We start from the raw sequence: 20,075 nt of genomic DNA, 5'->3' as shown, positions 1-20,075 counted from the left end.
ACTTCCATGAAACATTTATTACTTGTATTTCTGGGAGGAGGCTTTGGAAGTGTGCTTAGATTTGGGATTGGGAAGCTTTGGAACAGCCATGAAACCGGTATTCCATACGGCACTTTTGCCGCCAACATTTTAGGCAGTTTACTTATCGGTATTATATTGGGATTGGCAGCAAAGAACGACACCCTTTCCCAGAGCCAAACCCTGTTTTTGGCAACTGGTTTCTGTGGCGGATTTACAACTTTCTCAACCTTTGCCTATGAAAACCATGTCTTTTTAAGAACTGGTGATTTCACAAGCTTTGCCATTTATACCATTGCAAGTTTTATCCTTGGCTTTTTGGCAGTGTTCTTGGGAATGTTTTTGGTGAAATAACTTTCGGGCTAACACCTATTTCTTTTTATAAGCCTTTACACCTGCCTTAATCTCTGTATTGAGATAGTTGTCTCTTGGCACGATAGGACACGAATAGCGTGCATTATAAGCACAATAAGGATTGTATGCTTTATTGAAATCTATGGTGAGGCTATCACCTTCAGGAATTTTCAAATCTATATATCGGCCACCCCCATAACTTTCATCTCCATTGGTATTGTCCAAAAATGGCAAAAACAAATAGTCCTCAAATCCTTCTTGTGTCATCAATTCCTCTCCTTGATAAACTTTAAGCTCATAAGAACTTCCTTTTAATTCAAACTTCAAAACGCCGTATACTCGCTCCTTGGACTCTCTATCCGTAGTTGTTTTCATTAAAAACCATGGCGAATCTGGAGTTCGGTGTAATGTTGCAGGGACCACATAGGAAGAATCTACATCGAAAAACGACAGGCCCTTAAAACCCTTTCGGTCTTCATCGGTCAATGGGGACATTGTAGCATCCCTAAATTCGGCATTTAACTTTTTTTGAAAGGCTGTTTCACCTAAAATTGGCTGCTTATCTTGGGCACATCCCAAAGCAAAAATTCCCAGAAATAAAAAAATTAAGAATCTCATATACATTTTTTTCGCCATCAAAAATACAACTTAAAGTTATTTTGCATAGCTTTGGATTTCAAACTTTTAAGAATATCATGCTTTCAGTCATCACAAGAAATAAGCAAACCTATACCTCTTCGCCTAGAAGCTGGACGCTTATACGATTGTGTTGATTGTAACCAAACAATATATCTGTAGAACGTCCGGCTTATGTCGGACGTTTTTTTATGCATCAATTTTACATTAATCAAACATGGAACGAATTTTCAACAATTATATAAGCTCCTTTAAGGGACTTTCCAAAGAAGTCTGGTGGTTGGCATTAATTACCCTCATTAACCGAGCAGGAACCATGGTGGTTCCCTTTCTATCCCTTTACCTCACTAAGAGCCTCAACTTTTCTTTTAGTGATGTTGGATGGATTATGTCTGCATTTGGAGCTGGCTCGGTTTTGGGTTCCTGGCTAGGGGGTAAATTAACAGACAGACTGGGCTATTACAAAGTCATGGTCTTTAGCCTTGTGGTATCTGGGTTCTTATTTATAGGACTGCAATTTATCAGCAGTTTTATAGGCATGGTTTTAGGAGTTGGAATGTTGATGGCTGTAGCTGATATGTTCCGCCCTGCTGGGTTCGTAGCATTGAGCGCCTACAGCAAACCGGAAAACAAAACCAGATCAGTGACTTTGATACGTCTGGCCATCAATTTGGGATTTTCGGCTGGGCCAGCCATTGGTGGGATGATCATTCTCACTTTGGGATATGCAGGACTCTTTTGGGTGGATGGCATTACTTGTATAGTCGCTGGTATTTTGTTGCTCAATGTACTCAATCCCAAAACCGCTAGAGTTCAGGATGACATCATTGCTCCAGATCCAAAATCGGCATATAAAGATGGGCCTTACATCCTATTTTTGATTGCCATGGTATTGTTCAGTATCGTGTTTTTACAATACTTTTCTACCATGCCCCTTTATTATGAAAAGGAACGAATGCTTTCTGAATTTCAAATAGGGTTGCTTATGGGAATGAACGGTTTACTTATTGCCGTTTTTGAAATGCCGCTTATAAAATGGCTCGAAGGCTTGAAGTATACCAAAACCGGTCTTATAATCTCAGGTGCCCTACTTACAGCATTGAGTTTTTTGGTTCTTAACCTTAGCTCTTGGGTAGGCATTTTGATTGTAGGAATGTTATTTATGACAGTAGGCGAAATGATAGCCTTCCCCTTCTCCAATGCCTTTGCTCTTAAAAGGGCTACACGAGGTAATCAAGGGGAATACATGGCGCTGTACAGTATGGCTTTTGCCATTGCCCACATATTTGGTCACAATACAGGCATGCAGCTCATTGAGCAAGTAGGTTTTGAAAGCACTTGGTACATTATCATAGCAATCATGTTGATTTGTGTGCTACTATTAGTATTTTTAAAGCATAAAATGGCCTATCAAAACATTAGCCAATAACCTAAAGATTTAGCATTTTGAAAATAGAAAAAGACATTATCATCATAGGCGCAGGCCCCATAGGTATTGCCTGCGCCCTTGAATGTAAACAAAGAGGATTTGATTATGTGATTTTGGAAAAGGGGGCCCTTACCAATTCGCTTTTTAACTATCCTTTGAATATGACCTTTTTCTCTACTTCGGAACGATTGGAAATTAACGATGTTCCTTTCATTAGCAACAACCCAAAACCTAACCGGGATGAAGCTTTGGAATATTACCGTCGAGTAGCCACTTCCAACCAATTGAAAATTCATTTATACGAAGAAGTTTCAAGCATTCTTGAAAAAAATGGGCAATTTATAGTCACTTCGGAAAAGCAGAATTACCATGCAAAAAAAGTAATTATCGCCACTGGTTTTTATGATATCCCAAAACTACTGAATGTCCCTGGAGAAGAACTCCCTAAAGTAACCCATTACTATAAAGAGGCACATCCCTACAGCATGCAAAAGGTAATTGTGGTAGGTGCCAGCAACTCTTCTGTAGATGCTGCTTTGGAAATTTGGCGCAAAGGTGGAGACGTCACTATGGTGATTCGAGGTAATGATATTGGTGAACGCGTTAAATATTGGGTACGTCCAGATATCCTCAACCGCATTGAAGAAGGAAGCATCAAAGCCTATTTTAATTCAGAAATACAAGAAATCAAGGAAAGTGAAGTCTTGGTAAACACTTCAAAAGGAAGCATCAGCATCCCCAACGATTATGTTGCCGCTCTTACGGGGTATCAACCTAATTTTAAGTTATTGGAGGCGGCCAATATTACCTTTAGTGATGATGAGAGACATATTCCAACCTATAACACAGAAACCATGGAAACCAATATTCCTGGACTCTATCTTGCCGGCGTGATTTGCGGAGGTATGGAAACCCATAAATGGTTTATTGAAAATTCACGTATCCATGCCAAACAAATAGCTGAGCATATTTCCCAAACCCTTTAACTATTACTTAAGAGGTTTGATATAGCCATTTTTGACCACATCAGAAAGAACAATTTGAGTTTTGCTTTCTCCGTACACAATAAGTTGGTCAATAAAAGCCTCCAAATGCTTTTGATGTTTTAGGATGACTACCATAACAATGTTTTCATTTCCGGTAATCCTGTAACAGTTCAATACCTCATCATAGGTTTTCACCTTTTCCAAAAAGGGCTTGAGCTTTCCCATAAAGGCACGAAGTGTAATAATCGCCTTGAGCTGGTAGCCCGCTTCAAAGTAAGAAACGGTAGTATGATAGTCCTCTATAATTCCACCATCTTCCATTTTTTTGATACGCTCCGAAACTGCAGGCGAACTAATGCCCACCTGTCTCCCAATTTCAGCATTGGATTGCCTTGCATTTTGCTGCAAACACTTCAATATTTTCCAATTCAAAGTATCAATACTCATTTTTAAAGTTTTTTAACTAAAAAAAATAATAATTAAACCAAATATACACTTTTACTTTAATTATTAAAGCTGAATCTAAAATCTTGTCCTTAATTTTGATATAAATTGCTATTAAACTATGTTACCTCATTTACCATCCCATTTCTCAGAACTACCTGTGTATCAAAAAGCTATAGATATCATCATATTATCTAGAAGCATTTCTACATACTTAAATCAGGATCTGAATTATCTCCGTGAAGATGGTACCGAAGACCATCACATTTATTTTACGGGAGACATTGTACAACAATCGGCTTCCCTGGCTCCAGAAATTGTCAAGGCCGAAATGGAACGCTATTCTGAAAGACGCCACAAACATATTGCGGCCCTAAGAAGAATGACCAACAGGCTCTACAGGAATTGCCGTAGATTGGAAAAATGTAACAGTAACGGCAAGGATTATATCCCTTTGCTAAGACGCGAGCTTAAAACCTTTAAAAGGTTACAGCACTCTTGGATGCTTACCCTTTAAAGTTTTATTTGCACTATAGAAATACCGTACACATATCAGGAAGCTCAACAGCTTCCGTTTTTTTGTTAAAAACTTTGTGTATAACTAAACGTACAATTTACTGAAATACACTTCATTATTAGTAATTTAGAATTGTCTCTAAGAACTTTTTATTACTAAGCCTTTCCCTAATTTTTGGTTGGTTAAATACAGGAAAGGCTTTTTTATTTCTACTAAGTATCCACATCACCCCAAGTCTTTTTATTATGCCATCAAGGATGCACATCCAAGACATAAATTTTAAACACCATTATAAGCATTCCTACTAGCCCACCTACCAAAGCGCCATTCAACCTAATGTACTGTAAGTCCTCCCCAACCTTTTCCTCTATTTGTTTCACCAACTCAACATTTGATAGTTTTGCCAAGCTTTCCCCAACCAATTCCCCTATGCGATGGTGGTGTTTATCTATTACTTCCAATAAAGTGCTCTTTAACCAAGCATCGGTACGTTCCAATTTCGAGACATCATTGTAAAAGCCATGCAACATTCTATTCACTTTCTCCTTTAAAAGTTGGGTGTGTTCTGTTTCCCCTAGAAATACTTGTTCGTGAATGATCTCTTTTACTCTTGTTAAAGCCTGTTTTACCATACCAGAATCAATCAAGCGCAACAGGAATTGCTCTCCAAACGCATTAATGGTTTCAATAGCAGGATGGTCTTCCGAGGTCAAACGGTCTCCATAATCGTAAAGCTGTCTGTCCAATGCCTGGATAATTTTATGATCCTCGGGAGACTCATGCATCTCCTCTATCAGTTCATACAACTGTTCTTGTATCCCTTTGGCTATTTTTGAAGGTTTTATAGCTCCTAATATCTGGCCAGCTCCAACCAACACCCCTTTAAGTACAGAGCCCTTCTTCTTCTGATTTTTCACCTGAAGCTCCACTTCAGTCGTTAAAAACTCCAAAGTTGCTGGGTCTGCAATTTTTTCTTTCAGCACCTCCAAAAACACCTTGAGCATTCCGTAATGTTCCTTATGCTCTACTACTTGCTTTAAAAAACGGCCTAAAGGCTCCGCAATATTATTTCCCTTGCAAGCGGGACGTAACAAATCCTCCAGACCAGACACCACATTGGGAGCGTCCAACTGCAACAACAAGGCTTCCAGTTCTGGCTTAAGAGTTTGTTGAATAGCAGTTTGATTGTCCCCGTCCATTAAATATTCCAGAATAGGCTTGGCCAAGGATATGCCTCCAATTTTATCCCTTAGCATGTCTTTGGAAAGCCATTCGTTGTTCACCAAGTCAACAATACCGGCAGACAACTTCTCCCTACTTTTTACAATGATATTGGTATGGCGTTTTACATAAGGAATGGGGATTTCCTGAAATAAAGCTCTTACCGCAAACCAATCGGCGACACCACCAACCACTGCGGCCTCAAATCCTGCCAACAGTATCTCCAAAAGATCACCTTCATATAAATGCAATTTCTTCAAGACGAGAGCTACAGTCATGAAGCAAACAGCCAAAGCCAAAGACAGGTTTCCTAATCTATTTTTTTTCATGTTGAAAGTTTGGTCTTTCTAAGGTCTTAAAAAATCCTGAAACCTAAGACCTTAATCAAAACAAAATCAACCAAATAATTTAAAAAGCATTTCAAAACCCTAATCCATAAGATACCTTTCTTTTGAAAATTCCATAAAAAAATCCCGAGAAGATTCTTCTCGGGATTTTCAATAATTGTTATGTTTTCAATCTACATATTACGTCTGTACTGACCACCTACTTCAAACAACGCATTGGTAATTTGTCCAAGTGAACAGAATTTCGTGGCTTCCATCAACTCTTCAAAAATGTTTTGGTTATTGATAGCCGCATACTGTATTGCAGACAATTGCTCAGCAACCTCTTTAGCATAACGTTCGTGAAGGTTTTCCAACGTTTTAATTTGGAATTGCTTTTCTTCTTCCGTCGCACGAATCACTTCCGCTGGAATTACCGTTGGAGACCCCTTACTGCTTAAGAAGGTATTCACCCCAATAATTGGGAATTGCCCATTGTGCTTCAAGGTTTCGTAATACAAACTTTCCTCTTGAATTTTAGAACGCTGGTACATGGTTTCCATAGCTCCAAGCACACCACCACGCTCTGTAATTCTATCAAACTCTGCCAACACAGCTTCCTCAACCAAATCAGTCAATTCTTCAATGATAAAGGATCCCTGAATTGGATTTTCATTTTTAGCCAAGCCTAATTCCTTGTTGATGATCAACTGAATTGCCATAGCACGACGTACCGATTCTTCTGTTGGCGTTGTAATGGCTTCATCATAAGCATTTGTATGCAACGAGTTACAGTTATCGTAAATAGCATAAAGCGCCTGCAAAGTAGTACGGATATCATTAAAGTCTATCTCTTGGGCATGCAAGCTACGTCCTGATGTTTGAATATGGTATTTCAACATCTGCGCTCTTGGATTGGCTCCGTACTTATGCTTCAAGGCCTTAGCCCAAATTCTACGCGCCACACGACCAATAACCGCATATTCAGGATCGATACCATTAGAGAAGAAAAACGACAAGTTTGGTCCAAACTTATTGATATCCATTTGTCGTGACAAATAATACTCCACATAGGTAAAGCCATTCGCAAGGGTCAATGCCAATTGGGTAATTGGATTAGCCCCTGCCTCTGCAATATGATACCCAGAAATAGACACCGAATAGAAGTTACGAACGTTGTTATCGATAAAGTATTCCTGAACATCCCCCATCAATCGCAAAGCGAATTCCGTAGAGAAAATACAAGTGTTCTGGGCTTGGTCTTCCTTAAGAATATCCGCTTGAACTGTTCCGCGCACCTGAGCGATAGTTTTAACTTTAATATCGGCATAGACATCGGCAGGCAACACTTGATCTCCTGTAACGCCCAACAGCATCAATCCTAAGCCGTCATTTCCTTCAGGTAATTCCCCATTATATTTTGGGCGCTCTTTTCCTTTATAGATTTCGGCAATTTTTGCCTCCACTTCTTTTTCAAGACCATTCTCCTTAATATAAATCTCACATTGTTGATCGATTGCCGCATTCATAAAGAATCCCAGCAACATTGGTGCAGGCCCATTAATGGTCATACTTACCGAAGTCATGGCATCGGCAAGATTGAATCCTGAATACAATTTCTTGGCATCGTCCAAACAGCAAATAGAAACTCCTGCATTTCCAATCTTTCCATAGATATCGGGACGATGGTCTGGATCGTTCCCATAAAGAGTCACCGAATCAAATGCTGTTGACAGACGTTTGGCAGGCATTCCTAAACTTACGTAGTGGAAACGACGGTTGGTACGCTCTGGCCCACCTTCTCCGGCAAACATACGTGTTGGATCTTCCCCCGTTCTCTTAAACGGATACAGTCCTGAAGTATATGGAAATTCCCCTGGAACATTCTCCTGTAAGCACCATCTTAAAATATCCCCCCAAGCTTGGTACTTTGGAAGGGCTACTTTAGGAATCTGTGTGTGCGACAGAGATTCTGTATGCGTTTCAATCTTTATTTCTCGATCCCTAACCTTAAAAGAATAGATTGGATTTTTATATCGGTTTACCTTTTCATCCCATCCTGTAATTACTTCCCAGTTGTATGGATCAAGGTTCATTTTCATTCTGTCGAACTCCTTAATTAGAAGTTCCAATAATAATTTGTTCTCTTCGGAAACTACCAAAGTTTCGGTATCCACTCCAGAACGTGTTAATACCGGTGCTGAGCCTACAACCGTTTCAGTGGTTTTATAAATACCATACAGTTTTTGCGCTACCTCTACTTGTGCCGTAGCAGTAGTATCATAAGCACGGTTGTTTTCTGCGATTTCAGAAAGGTAACGTGTTCTGGCAGGTGGAATCACAAAAATCTTCTCGCTCATCTCCTTGGTGATTTCAAAAGTAGACTTTAAATCACTCTCCGACTTTTCAACCAAAGTATCCATGATGGCTTTGTACAACGAGTTCATTCCTGGATCATTGAACTGCGACGCAATCGTTCCAAATACCGGCATATCATCTGGGTTGGCATGCCACAGATTGTGGTTGCGCATGTACTGCTTCTTCACATCTCGCAAGGCATCCAAGGCGCCACGTTTGTCAAATTTGTTAATCGCTACCAAATCGGCAAAATCCAGCATATCGATTTTTTCCAACTGGGTTGCAGCCCCAAATTCAGGAGTCATTACATATAAAGACACATCACTGTGCTCTAAAATTTCTGTATCAGACTGACCAATTCCGGAAGTTTCCAAAATAATCAAATCGTACTCGGCAGCTTTTAAAACTTCCACAGCTTCATTAACGTATTTTGACAATGCCAAATTAGATTGACGTGTTGCCAAACTGCGCATGTACACTCTTGGGTTGTTAATGGCATTCATACGAATTCTATCTCCCAACAAAGCGCCTCCCGTCTTTCTTTTGGAAGGGTCTACAGAAATAATCCCGACTGTTTTTTCTGGAAAATCGATTAAAAAACGTCTTACCAACTCATCCACCAAAGAGGATTTACCGGCACCTCCCGTTCCTGTAATTCCAAGTACTGGGGTATGGCTGTTTTTATTTTTAGCATGAATATCTTCTAAGGCAACCTTGGCAACTTCTGGGAAGTTTTCCGCTGAAGAAATCACTCTCGCAATAGCTTTTGGATTCTTCTCTGCTAAATGGCTTACTTCTCCATTCAAGGAATCACCAATGGCAAAATCGGACAACATTACCAAATCATTGATCATCCCTTGAAGGCCCATTTCACGACCATCGTCAGGCGAATAAATTCGGGTAATTCCGTAATCCATCAATTCCTGGATTTCTTCCGGAAGGATTACTCCACCACCGCCACCAAAAATCTTGATGTGCTCGGCCCCTTTCTCCTTCAATAAATCGTACATGTATTTAAAATACTCATTGTGTCCTCCTTGATAAGAGGTCATGGCAATGGCATTGGCATCTTCTTGAATGGCCGTGTTCACCACTTCTTCCACACTGCGGTCGTGTCCCAAATGGATTACTTCCACTCCTGTGGCCTGAATGATTCGGCGCATGATATTAATGGCAGCGTCGTGGCCGTCAAAAAGCGAGGCGGCAGTCACGATTCTTACTTTATGTTTAGGTTTGTAAGGTGCTATCTGTTTCATCTATAGTAAGCTATTGAATTAGTTTTTAAACTGAAAATCAAGAACCTAAGACAGTTTCAACTTTAAAACTATCTCTTAACCAAATGATTCTTTGCCAATCAGCCCTGATTTTCGAAACGCAAATTTAAGGATTATTCAAAAAAATACCCTGTTTATCTTAAATTATCTAAAACGTTTGAGGATTATGAAGGACATTGCAATTTTCGTATAATTTATGGCCTTCTAGAAGGAGTTTTAAACTGTTCTTTCTTTATGAAATCAATTGCTGTTTCTCATGCTCATAGCCTCACGGATCAAGGCTTCTACCACAGGTTGACTATCTTCCTCAATATTCGAAGCCGTAAGTGACATTATCAAAGGTAATAGTGTACTGTCTATAGAACTGTTGTGAGGTGCTTTAATTAGTTCCATTTTCCAAAGAGAAAGCAATTCATTGATTAAAGTTGAAGATGGCTTGTAATAGTTTTTGATTTGATGGGCCAAACTCTTGGAATAACTCTTGAACAACAAGGGATTTTTAACGAGTTTAGCAAAAAACCTTTGGGTTTCGATGGCAATACCTTGTTGGTGATTTAATGATTTTATAATGAACTCCTCACGGCTCTGTCCGTTACTTGTCTTTAAAAGCAAGAAAGTATCTACTATTAAATTGGTATGGTCCACCATGGCAAAATAATATATATCCACTCCTAGATTGGTGTTTATTACCAGCACCTCATTTTTAATAACCCCTTTAAGGAACGAGGTTAAGGTAATCACTTCAGAGCTCGATATCAGCAATTGTTTTTTATAACCTTTGCTATAAATACTCACAACTTTCAGTTCAGGAGTTTCCATATCAATTCACATTACTAAATTACAATTGTGCATTTATCAATTTACCGTTGCGTAAATTATCAAATCAACAAACAACAATCTTATAAATTTAATAATTAATAATTTCTATTCAAATTTTAAGGATTTATATTATCTATTCAAACATAAACTTTGGCTATTCACAATTTATGGCACCACTTTTGTATTTTTGACACCATTAAATTGAAAGCCCTATGAGAAAATTGATTACCATCTTCATTTGCTTAATTTCCCTAAGCACCCAAGCACAGTTGAAAGATTTATTAGACAAGCTCCCTATCAATACCGAAGAAATAATTGGCAATGCCAATATAGCCGAAGCCCTAAGAGAAGCTCTTGACCAAGGAATCGAAAAACAAGTAGACAAGCTTACCCAAACGGACGGTTTCTACAAAAATGAATTAGTTAAGATCTTGTTCCCAGAAGACATTCAAAAGGTGGATAAAGCTCTTAGAAATGTAGGACTGGGACACCTCGCCGATGAAGGCATCAAAGTACTTAATAGAGCGGCCGAAGATGCCGTAAGTGAAGCTACTCCAATATTTGTAAATGCAGTTAAAGAAATCACCTTTAATGACGCCAAAAACATCTTGATGGGAGAAGACAATGCTGCGACCTTATATCTTACCGATAAAACACAGACAGAACTTTACCAAAAGTTCCACCCGGTTATCAATGCCTCCTTTAAAAAGGTAGGTGCCGACAAAATATGGGAAGCTTTAATAAGCAAATACAACAGCCTTCCTTTCACTAAAGATGTCAATCCTGACCTTACAGATTACGTAACCAAAGAAGCTTTGGAGGGTGTCTATACCATGATTGCCGTGGAGGAAGCCAATATTAGGACTGATATTAGTTCCCGAACTACAGATTTATTACAGGACGTATTTGCCATGCAGGACTAAGCAACCCTCTTAAACAAGGTACACTCTCATTATTTAGAAGAACATCAGAAACATTTCACATTTAACAAACTCATTATCTTTAAGTTATTAAATGAAAGTTAATCCAAAGCTAATATTTACATAACATTAGTTATTGAATAAAGCCACATCTTTGTAGTGTTAGCAAAAAAATGAAAGTTTCTTCACAAAATTAGAATTAGTAAGTTAGTTTTAAATCGGTCTCTTCATCAGGGCCGATTTTTTTATGAACATAGCAATATTTTAACTTGCTGATTAACAATATTTTAGATATATTTAAAAATATTAATTGTTCTAGAAATGAAAACGTCGTCCGAACTAAAAAGCTACCAGCAGAAGCTCCTTCTAAAGTACAAAGAACTCATCGAGCAGGCTTACAATTTGCGCCAAACAGATTCGGCTTTAAGCGACATTTCAGAGTACAAAGCCATTAAATTGCTCAACAAACTTAACGAGCTCAAATACCTAAGCAGGGAAAGGGAATTGATACATCCCACACCTCCTGCCCCCATAAATTGAAATTTTACATTTTTTTAACGCACACAACACGTCTAAACCTCTCATTGGGGCGTATTTATAGTATATAAAAGCAACAAGTTTATGAACAAACATTTCTGTAAAGTAGGAACTATCAGACCGAACCTTGAGAAGGTATCAAGTCTGAACGATTTGGAAAAAAAACATTCCAATTTCATTGAAGAAGCATATAATTTGACCCAAACCGATTCTGGTTTGAGCGACGTGTTATACCATGAAGCTTCAAAACTTAGAAGGAGAATATCACGCCTCAAAGGCATTAGTTCACCTGCTCTTGATGCAGCCTTTTGAAATACTCAAATGCTTGGGTGAGCCTTGAACCGTACCATGAGAACATTTCACCATCTACTAATAGAATTTTGGCAGTGGGTGAAATGACCTCAAAAATGTTTGTATCGTCAACTTTAAACGGGTAAGGCTCACTGGATAGCAGAATGAGCTCCACATCTTCCAAAGCCGCTTCATTTAAATCAATTTCAGGGTATCTTGACAACTGTTTGAAGTAATTGTCAAACCCTTGCAACTCCATCACATAATTTATAAAGGTATCGCTAGCTGCCACCATCCAAGGGGATTTCCATATGAAATAAGCCGTCTTGTATCGACGTCGACCTTCCATAAAACTTTTAAAATCCTCAAGCTGGGAACGCAGCGAATTTTTTAATGCCTCAGCTTGATCTTCAACCGAGAACATCTCTTCATACATTCCAATAAGCTCCAAGCAATCAGAAAAATTTAGAACATCACTAATGTGCACCGGAGCAATGCCCACGCAAGCCTCCACAATCTCCAGAGTATTCTCTTCTTTATTGCACAGAATGATATCTGGCTGCAAAGCTTTGATTTTATCCACGTGGATTTGCTTGGTTCCTCCTACCACCTCCACTTGTTCCCTGATATCGTTAGGATGCACACAAAACTTGGTCACCCCTACCAAAGAATCCCGTAAACCTAAATCGCATAAAAGCTCCGTTTGGCTAGGCACCAAAGACACAATACGCTTAGGTGTATCATGTAAAAAAACCGATCTATAAAGCTGATCCTTGAAGACTTTCATTGAAAACTGAGGAGATAACTTTGGATTTTTTTACGCTTGTAAAATTGCTTCCATTTGCTGCTGAAGCTTCTTAGTTTCTTTAGCTGCAGCTTCGGCAAAATCCTCACCTTGCGATGCGTAGATAATGCCTCTTGAAGAGTTGATTAACAAGCCCACTTGATCGTTCATGCCATATTTACACACTTCCTGTAAATTACCTCCTTGAGCTCCAACCCCAGGAACCAACAAAAAGCTATCAGGAATGATGGCGCGTATTTCCGATAAATATTCAGCTTTGGTAGCACCTACCACGTACATTAAATTTTCGGAATTTTTGTAGCTCTTGGAAGTTTCCAAAACGTGCTTATACAATTCCTTTCCATCGATAAGTTTTGTTTGGAAATCAAAAGCCCCTTCGTTGGACGTCAATGCCAACAAAATGGTATGCTTATCTTGGAAGGCCAAGAATGGCTCCACAGAATCTTTCCCCATATAAGGCGCTATCGTAACACTATCAAAAGCCAAATCCTCAAAAAAAGCTTTGGCGTACATCGTACTGGTATTTCCAATATCCCCTCGTTTAGCATCTGCTATGGTAAAGATTTCAGGATAGTTTTCATTGATATAGGAAATGGTTTTTTCCAAGGCCTGCCAACCTTTGAGTCCGTAAGCTTCAAAAAACGCAATATTAGGTTTATAGGCCACACACAAATCATGGGTAGCATCAATAATAGCCCTATTAAAGGCGAATATAGGATCTTCTTCCTTCAACAAATGAGAAGGGATTTTGTTAAGATCTACATCCAACCCTACACATAGGAATGAGTTTTTAAGTTTTATCTGTTCTACTAGTTGCTCTGTGGTCACGATACTTTATTTATAGCGTTATTTTGAAATTTTAATTTTTTGGAACAAAAAAGCCTCAAAAAAGAGGCTAATTGTTGCTGTTTAAATGACATCGTCACCTGCTTTTAACTTTTCAGTGTTTTCGGCAAGCATCAATTCATCTATTATTTTTTGGATATCTCCGTTCACGATGTTTGACAAATCATACAACGTCAAACCAATTCTGTGATCAGTTACACGACCTTGTGGGTAGTTGTACGTTCTAATCTTGGCACTACGATCTCCTGAAGACACCATGCTTCCTCGTTTGGCTGCATCTTCCTCCTGCTTCTTGGCCAACTCCATATCATACAAACGGGAACGTAATACCTTAAAGGCTTTTTCCTTGTTTTTATGCTGTGATTTTTGATCTTGGCACTGTGCTACCAAACCTGTTGGAATATGTGTTAAACGCACCGCAGAATAGGTAGTGTTCACCGACTGACCTCCAGGACCTGAGGAACAGAAATAATCAATTCTCACATCCTTAGGGTCTATCTGTACATCAAATTCTTCTGCTTCCGGAAAAACCATCACCGTAGCAGCACTGGTATGTACACGTCCCTGAGTTTCCGTTTGAGGTACTCGTTGTACACGGTGTACTCCTGCTTCAAACTTCAAAGTTCCATAAACATCTTCACCAGAAACTTCAAACTGGATTTCCTTAAAGCCACCACTGGTTCCTTCGCTGTAATCTACAACATCAACTTTCCAGCCCTTGCCTTCGCAATATTTGGTATACATCCTAAACAAATCTCCGGCAAAGATACTGGCCTCATCCCCTCCTGTTCCTGCACGAAGTTCCATCACGGCATTTTTAGTGTCCTCTGGATCCTTAGGAATCAAAAGGAATTTGATTTCATCTTCCATTTTTGGAATGCTTCCTTTGGCTTCATCCATCTGCATTTTGGCCATTTCAACCATTTCAGGATCGCTTCCATCGGCAAGAATCTCTTCAGCTTCCTTAAGATTGTCCAAAAGCGTCTTGTATTCCTCTCGCTTATCAACCAATAGCTTAAGGTCCTTATATTCTTTATTTAACTGTATATAACGCTTCTGGTCTGCGATAATATCCGGTTGGATGATCAAATCACTTACCTCATCAAAACGCTGTTTTACGATATTTAATTTATCTAACATTTGCCTTTTTAAATTGTGCCGCAAAAATACGATAATTTATGAATTGTTGAATTGTTAATGACCACAAATACATCTACCAATACACCTCAATTCTTCTAAAAACAAAAAGAGCACCTTAAAAAGTGCTCTCTTCATTTGAATTATATTTCTGGAATCCTATCCACACTTGGAAGATCCACAATCTGTACAGGTCAAACAACCTTCTTGGTAAATCAAGTTGTCTGAATTACAGTTTGAACATTTTCCTTTGGCTTTGGTTCCGTCTTCTACGTAACGTTTAATTGCTCTTACAACTCCATTCTTCCAAGTACTGATTGACTCACCGTCCAACTGTAAACTGTTGATCAAATCAACAATTTTCTCAATTGGCATACCGTGACGCAAGGTACTAGAGATCAATTTTGCATAGTTCCAGAACTCTGGGTTGAATTTATGAGACAACCCTTCAATAGTGGTTTTGTAGCCTCTCTTGTTTTGATATCGGAAATCGTAACGAGACGTACCGTCTTCATTTCTATTTTTAATGATCACCCCTTCTGTAGCCCATCTTGGAATTAAAATTCCATCTTCGTCGTCGGCCAAACCAGTAAAGATTTCATAAGGTTTTCCGTCGATCAAACCAATAAAGGCAATCCACTTCTCCTTATTATTTTGGAATCTTACTACGTCCGCTTCCAATACTGCTGGACGCTTTGTTGGGAACGCTGTTAGCGTTTCGTTTGTTTCTTCTTCTTTCTTTTCGCTGTTAGAAATCAATACTCCAGATCGAGAACCGTCTCTATAAACAGTTACTCCCTTACAACCTACTTCCCAGGCTTTCAAATATAGTTCTCCAACCAATTCTTCTGAAACATTGCTTGGCAAGTTGATAGTCACACTAATAGAGTGGTCTACCCATTTTTGAACAGCTCCCTGCATGCTCACTTTGCTCAACCAATTTACATCGTTGGAAGTAGCCTTATAATATGGAGAATCTTTTACCAATTCATCCAATTCCTCTTGCGAGTAATTTTTGGTGATATCATAACCATTTACTTCCATCCATTGCTTAAAGCGGTGGTGGAATACCACATACTCTTCCCAAGAATCCCCAACCTCATCTACGAAGTCCACACGAGCTTCCTTATCGTTAGGATTTACTTTTCTACGACGCTTGTAGACTGGTAAGAATACAGGTTCTATTCCAGAAGATGTTTGAGTCATCAAACTTGTAGTTCCTGTTGGTGCAATGGTCAACAAGGCAATGTTACGACGCCCGTATTCCATCATTTCGTAATACAGCTTTTCATCGGCTTCCTTCAATCTTAAGATGAACGGATTGTCTTTTTCAAGTTCGGCATCATAGATTGTAAAAGCTCCACGCTCTTTAGCTGTGTAAACAGATCCTCTATAGGCTGCAATAGCCAAAGTTTTATGAACTTCAACAGAAAATGCATTTCCTTCTTCAGATCCATATTGAATGCCCAAAGCCGCCAACATATCTCCTTCGGCAGTGATACCGATTCCTGTACGACGTCCTTCGTAAGCTTTTTGGCGAATGTTCAACCAAAGGTTTCTTTCGATAGCCTTGATTTCATCAGATTCTGGATCGGCATCGATTTTTGCCAAAATCACATCAATTTTCTCCAATTCAAGATCGATGATATCATCCATCATACGTTGTGCATAAGCAACATGCTTTTTGAACAATTCGAAATTGAAAGAAGCTTTATCTGTAAATGGGTTTTCTACGTATGAAAATAAATTGATCGCCAACAAACGACAAGAATCGTAAGGACATAAAGGAATCTCCCCACATGGGTTTGTTGACACTGTTTTATAACCAAACTCGGCATAACAATCTGGAATAGACTCTCTTGCAATGGTATCCCAGAATAAAATTCCCGGCTCAGCTGATTTCCATGCATTGTGAACTATTTTCTTCCAAAGACCTGTTGCATCAATTGTTTTGGTTACTTGTGGGTTATCGCTAAAAATAGGATAGGATTGCTTGTAATCAACACCTTCCTTAACCGCTTTCATGAACTGATCGTCAATTCTTACGGACACATTAGCTCCAGTTACCTTTCCTTGTTCCAACTTTGCATCAACGAAAGCTTCAGAATCTGGATGGTTTACCGAAATAGACAACATCAAGGCACCACGACGTCCATCTTGCGCCACCTCTCTTGTTGAATTGGAATAACGCTCCATAAAAGGAACAATTCCGGTAGAAGTCAAAGCAGAGTTCTTTACATCACTTCCCTTAGGACGGATGTGCGACAAATCATGACCAACACCACCACGACGCTTCATCAACTGCACCTGCTCTTGGTCTACTTTCATGATACCACCATAAGAATCGGAATCTCCCTCGTTACCAATTACGAAACAGTTGGACAAAGACCCTACTTGGTATTTGTTTCCAATTCCCGCCATTGGACTTCCTTGTGGCACGATGTATTTAAAATCCTTAATTAAATCAAAGATTTCGTCTTCGCTCATAGCATTAGGATAACGAGCTTCTATCCTAGCTATTTCACTAGCAATTCGCCTGTGCATATCATTTGGGGTAAGCTCATAAATGTTCCCATCTGAATCTTTTAAAGCATACTTGTTCACCCACACGCGAGCGGCTAAATCATCACCCTTAAAATAGTCTAATGAAGCTTGAAACGCTTCTTCTTGAGTATAAGTTCTTTTGGACACTGCAGAAGTATCGACTTTCATAATAGCTGAGTTTTTTATTAGAAAAGGTTATTTAAATCGGAATGGTTTTCTGATGGTAAAAGTAGCTGTTTTTAAAACACACTTTACCTGTGTAAAAATAAAGTTATCAATAAACATCTGTTAATTTATTGATAATCAGATAATTAAAAATTGATAAAAATTAAAAAGTTGACAAATAAAAAAACGGTTTGTTTTTGTCAGAATAACAATTTAGGGATTAAAAGCCCACAACAACACCCACACCCAGCAATTGCTTCCACTGGATACGGGCGCCATTTTTTTCGTATTCCCCTTCAACCTCTGTGGCTTCCAGATTTTTAACGTCATTATCATAAATAAGGTGAGAACCAAAACTGGTCTTGACATATTTATTGACCTTAAAATTGAAGAGGACTTCCCAATCTATATCAATGTTTCCAAAACTATTGATATAGTCGGTATACAAACTTAGGCGGTTGATTAAATTTATGTTTTCGTAGACCGGGGTCTCAAAGGAATTTGTGAACAGAATTCCCATTTCGGTCCTAATGCGTTGTCCCGGTACAACTACATTGCCATCAAGATCAAACACTGCAGGCGTAACCCCGAACGACCCCGCATTAGACAAAGCTTCGTCCAATACAAACGTAGACTTAAAGGTCATAGGTGAAAAATAAAAAGAAAGCTTCTCTATGTTTTTGCCATATTCAACCCCGCCTCCTAAAAACAGATAACCGGGTGCCATAAATTGGGAAATAGGCTTGCTTGTCTCTGGGTATTTGTAACCGTTGGTAAGCTGGGTTTTAAAGTTGAAACGCGCCGAATAAAACCAATTGGTCAAAGTATCTCTTCGGTAACCCATATTGGATACCAACTCAATAACGTCGTCTGTTTTTCTCACTTCCTGCCCTTGCTGTTTATTGATCCCGTAACGCAAAGTTCCAACAGACTGCCATGAAAAATTCTTGTATTTGTATCCTAAATTGGAGGTTAATCCCAATAAGGCAGAAATAGAGTTGCTACCCCCAGAATTCCAATTCACGAAAGCTACTTCGCTTAAATCAAACCCTAACTTGTTGCTTTGCGTCCATTTTGGCTTTATGTCGTGCTTGATCGGTTTTTTTACAAATAACGAGTCAGGCTGCGCCAAAACGCATTGCACACTTAGAACAAATAACAGAACAAAAACATTTTTCATCAAACCCAAAAACTTATAATAGATTACATTTAATTAATAGTTGAACGTTCCAAATTCACTTTCTATTGTAAGTTTTTTGTTTTCAGAAGCCTCTACTCTTCCTACTATTTGTGCATCGACATTAAAAGATTGAGAAATAGCGATGATATCTTCAGCAATTTCTGGAGATACATATAATTCCATTCTGTGCCCACAGTTAAACACTTGGTACATTTCTTTCCAATCGGTTTTTGACTGCTCTTGGATTAATTTAAACAATGGCGGCACAGGGAACAGATTATCTTTGATAACATGTAGTGCATCTATAAAGTGTAATACCTTGGTTTGGGCTCCACCAGAGCAGTGTACCATCCCATGGATATCCTCGCTTGTATATTTTGATAAAATTCGTTTGATGATTGGCGCATAGGTTCTTGTTGGAGACAATACCAATTTACCGGCGTCCAATGGGGAATCTTCAACTGCATCAGTCAATTTTACCTGTCCTGAATACACCAATTCCTCAGGAACTGAAGCGTCAAAACTCTCAGGGAATTTCTCCGCCAAATATTTATGGAATACATCATGACGGGCAGAAGTTAAACCATTACTTCCCATTCCTCCATTGTATTCCTTTTCATAACTAGCCTGTCCAGAAGACGACAATCCAACAATAACATCACCTGCTTTAATGTTGGCATTGTCAATAACATCGCCACGTTTCATTCTAGCTGTAACCGTAGAATCTACAATAATGGTACGCACCAAATCTCCTACATCGGCAGTTTCACCTCCTGTAGAATGAATGGTCACTCCAAAATCCTTTAGTTCTGAAATCAATTCTTCAGTTCCATTAATAATTGCAGAAATCACTTCACCTGGAACCAAGTTTTTATTTCTTCCAATAGTAGATGACAACATAATATTATCTGTAGCTCCTACACATAAAAGATCATCAATATTCATGATCAAGGCATCTTGAGCAATTCCCTTCCAAACAAACACATCCCCTGTTTCCTTCCAATACATATAGGCCAAGGAACTTTTCGTTCCAGCACCATCGGCATGCATGATCAAACAATAGTCTTCATCGTTAGTAAGAAAATCGGGCACAATTTTACAAAAGGCCTTAGGAAACAATCCTTTGTCAATATTCTTAATCGCGTTGTGAACGTCTTCTTTGGAGGCAGAAACACCTCGTTGTGCGTATCTTTTACTTATATCTTGGCTCATGAAATCGAATTATGGCACAAAAATAAGGATTGTAATTTATTTTTCAGAGGAAACCA

18 protein-coding genes are annotated in these 20,075 nt (G+C 38.9%); 7 read left to right on the top strand and 11 right to left on the bottom strand.

Going from position 1 to position 20,075, the window contains the following annotated elements; all coding sequences use genetic code 11:
• Positions 1-6 precede the first annotated feature (6 nt).
• Positions 7-372, top strand: coding sequence for a fluoride efflux transporter CrcB (crcB, locus tag AC6I5C_RS09810; protein ID WP_053975647.1), 366 nt, complete (start codon positions 7-9; stop codon positions 370-372).
• A gap of 15 nt (positions 373-387) precedes the next feature.
• Here crcB and AC6I5C_RS09805 read toward each other — a convergent pair whose 3' ends face one another.
• Positions 388-990 carry a DUF1684 domain-containing protein gene (locus tag AC6I5C_RS09805; RefSeq protein ID WP_497904997.1) on the bottom strand — a complete coding sequence of 201 codons (603 nt, stop codon included), beginning with the start codon at positions 988-990 and terminating at the stop codon, positions 388-390.
• Between the two features lie 235 nt (positions 991-1,225).
• Here AC6I5C_RS09805 and AC6I5C_RS09800 point away from each other — a divergent pair, with 235 nt between their 5' ends.
• Together AC6I5C_RS09800 and AC6I5C_RS09795 are read left to right on the top strand one after the other, a co-directional pair.
• Complete coding sequence (locus AC6I5C_RS09800) at positions 1,226-2,437, top strand: MDR family MFS transporter (protein WP_497904996.1); 1,212 nt, start codon at positions 1,226-1,228, stop codon at positions 2,435-2,437.
• A gap of 17 nt (positions 2,438-2,454) precedes the next feature.
• On the top strand, positions 2,455-3,423 hold the full coding sequence (locus AC6I5C_RS09795) for a YpdA family putative bacillithiol disulfide reductase (RefSeq protein ID WP_497904995.1): 969 nt from the start codon (positions 2,455-2,457) through the stop codon (positions 3,421-3,423).
• A gap of 3 nt (positions 3,424-3,426) precedes the next feature.
• Here AC6I5C_RS09795 and AC6I5C_RS09790 read toward each other — a convergent pair whose 3' ends face one another.
• Positions 3,427-3,870, bottom strand: a complete 444-nt coding sequence (locus AC6I5C_RS09790) for an Lrp/AsnC family transcriptional regulator (protein WP_076664223.1) — start codon at positions 3,868-3,870, stop codon at positions 3,427-3,429.
• Positions 3,871-3,988: 118 nt separating this feature from the next.
• Between AC6I5C_RS09790 and AC6I5C_RS09785 the strand changes: the two genes are divergently transcribed.
• Positions 3,989-4,384 carry a hypothetical protein gene (locus AC6I5C_RS09785; RefSeq protein WP_053975652.1) on the top strand — a complete coding sequence of 132 codons (396 nt, stop codon included), beginning with the start codon at positions 3,989-3,991 and terminating at the stop codon, positions 4,382-4,384.
• A gap of 251 nt (positions 4,385-4,635) precedes the next feature.
• Here AC6I5C_RS09785 and AC6I5C_RS09780 read toward each other — a convergent pair whose 3' ends face one another.
• From AC6I5C_RS09780 to AC6I5C_RS09770, 3 genes are all read right to left on the bottom strand, one after another.
• On the bottom strand, positions 4,636-5,934 hold the full coding sequence (locus tag AC6I5C_RS09780) for a DUF445 domain-containing protein (protein ID WP_497904994.1): 1,299 nt from the start codon (positions 5,932-5,934) through the stop codon (positions 4,636-4,638).
• Positions 5,935-6,125: 191 nt separating this feature from the next.
• Positions 6,126-9,545 (bottom strand): methylmalonyl-CoA mutase family protein, encoded by a 3,420-nt coding sequence (locus AC6I5C_RS09775; RefSeq protein WP_497904993.1) that lies wholly within the window; start codon positions 9,543-9,545, stop codon positions 6,126-6,128.
• A 258-nt stretch (positions 9,546-9,803) separates the two neighbouring features.
• Entirely contained in the window at positions 9,804-10,382 is a 579-nt protein-coding gene (locus AC6I5C_RS09770) for a hypothetical protein (protein ID WP_497904992.1), read from the bottom strand.
• A 212-nt stretch (positions 10,383-10,594) separates the two neighbouring features.
• Here AC6I5C_RS09770 and AC6I5C_RS09765 point away from each other — a divergent pair, with 212 nt between their 5' ends.
• From AC6I5C_RS09765 to AC6I5C_RS09755, 3 genes are all read left to right on the top strand, one after another.
• A complete protein-coding gene (locus AC6I5C_RS09765) occupies positions 10,595-11,305 on the top strand; it encodes a DUF4197 domain-containing protein (RefSeq protein WP_497904991.1) in 711 nt (236 codons plus the stop codon).
• Between the two features lie 318 nt (positions 11,306-11,623).
• Complete coding sequence (locus AC6I5C_RS09760; protein WP_053975657.1) at positions 11,624-11,842, top strand: Lacal_2735 family protein; 219 nt, start codon at positions 11,624-11,626, stop codon at positions 11,840-11,842.
• Between the two features lie 81 nt (positions 11,843-11,923).
• On the top strand, positions 11,924-12,151 hold the full coding sequence (locus AC6I5C_RS09755; protein ID WP_123812122.1) for a Lacal_2735 family protein: 228 nt from the start codon (positions 11,924-11,926) through the stop codon (positions 12,149-12,151).
• Here AC6I5C_RS09755 and AC6I5C_RS09750 read toward each other — a convergent pair.
• The 6 genes from AC6I5C_RS09750 to AC6I5C_RS09725 form a co-directional block, all read right to left on the bottom strand.
• A complete protein-coding gene (locus AC6I5C_RS09750) occupies positions 12,120-12,917 on the bottom strand; it encodes an ABC transporter substrate-binding protein (protein ID WP_497904990.1) in 798 nt (265 codons plus the stop codon). The two genes, AC6I5C_RS09755 and AC6I5C_RS09750, sit on opposite strands and share 32 nt — an antisense overlap.
• 30 nt (positions 12,918-12,947) lie before the next feature.
• Entirely contained in the window at positions 12,948-13,763 is an 816-nt protein-coding gene (gene pyrF, locus AC6I5C_RS09745) for an orotidine-5'-phosphate decarboxylase (RefSeq protein ID WP_497904989.1), read from the bottom strand.
• 81 nt (positions 13,764-13,844) lie between these two features.
• Entirely contained in the window at positions 13,845-14,921 is a 1,077-nt protein-coding gene (gene prfA / locus AC6I5C_RS09740; protein WP_053975661.1) for a peptide chain release factor 1, read from the bottom strand.
• Positions 14,922-15,077: 156 nt separating this feature from the next.
• A complete protein-coding gene (locus AC6I5C_RS09735) occupies positions 15,078-17,630 on the bottom strand; it encodes an adenosylcobalamin-dependent ribonucleoside-diphosphate reductase (RefSeq protein ID WP_497904988.1) in 2,553 nt (850 codons plus the stop codon).
• Between the two features lie 217 nt (positions 17,631-17,847).
• On the bottom strand, positions 17,848-18,807 hold the full coding sequence (locus AC6I5C_RS09730) for a DUF3078 domain-containing protein (RefSeq protein ID WP_053975663.1): 960 nt from the start codon (positions 18,805-18,807) through the stop codon (positions 17,848-17,850).
• A 33-nt stretch (positions 18,808-18,840) separates the two neighbouring features.
• Entirely contained in the window at positions 18,841-20,019 is a 1,179-nt protein-coding gene (locus tag AC6I5C_RS09725) for an AIR synthase related protein (protein ID WP_497904987.1), read from the bottom strand.
• Positions 20,020-20,075: the final 56 nt, after the last annotated feature.

Source organism: Mangrovimonas sp. sgz306409, assembly GCF_059735265.1.
This window is presented reverse-complemented; position numbering and strand designations above follow the sequence as displayed.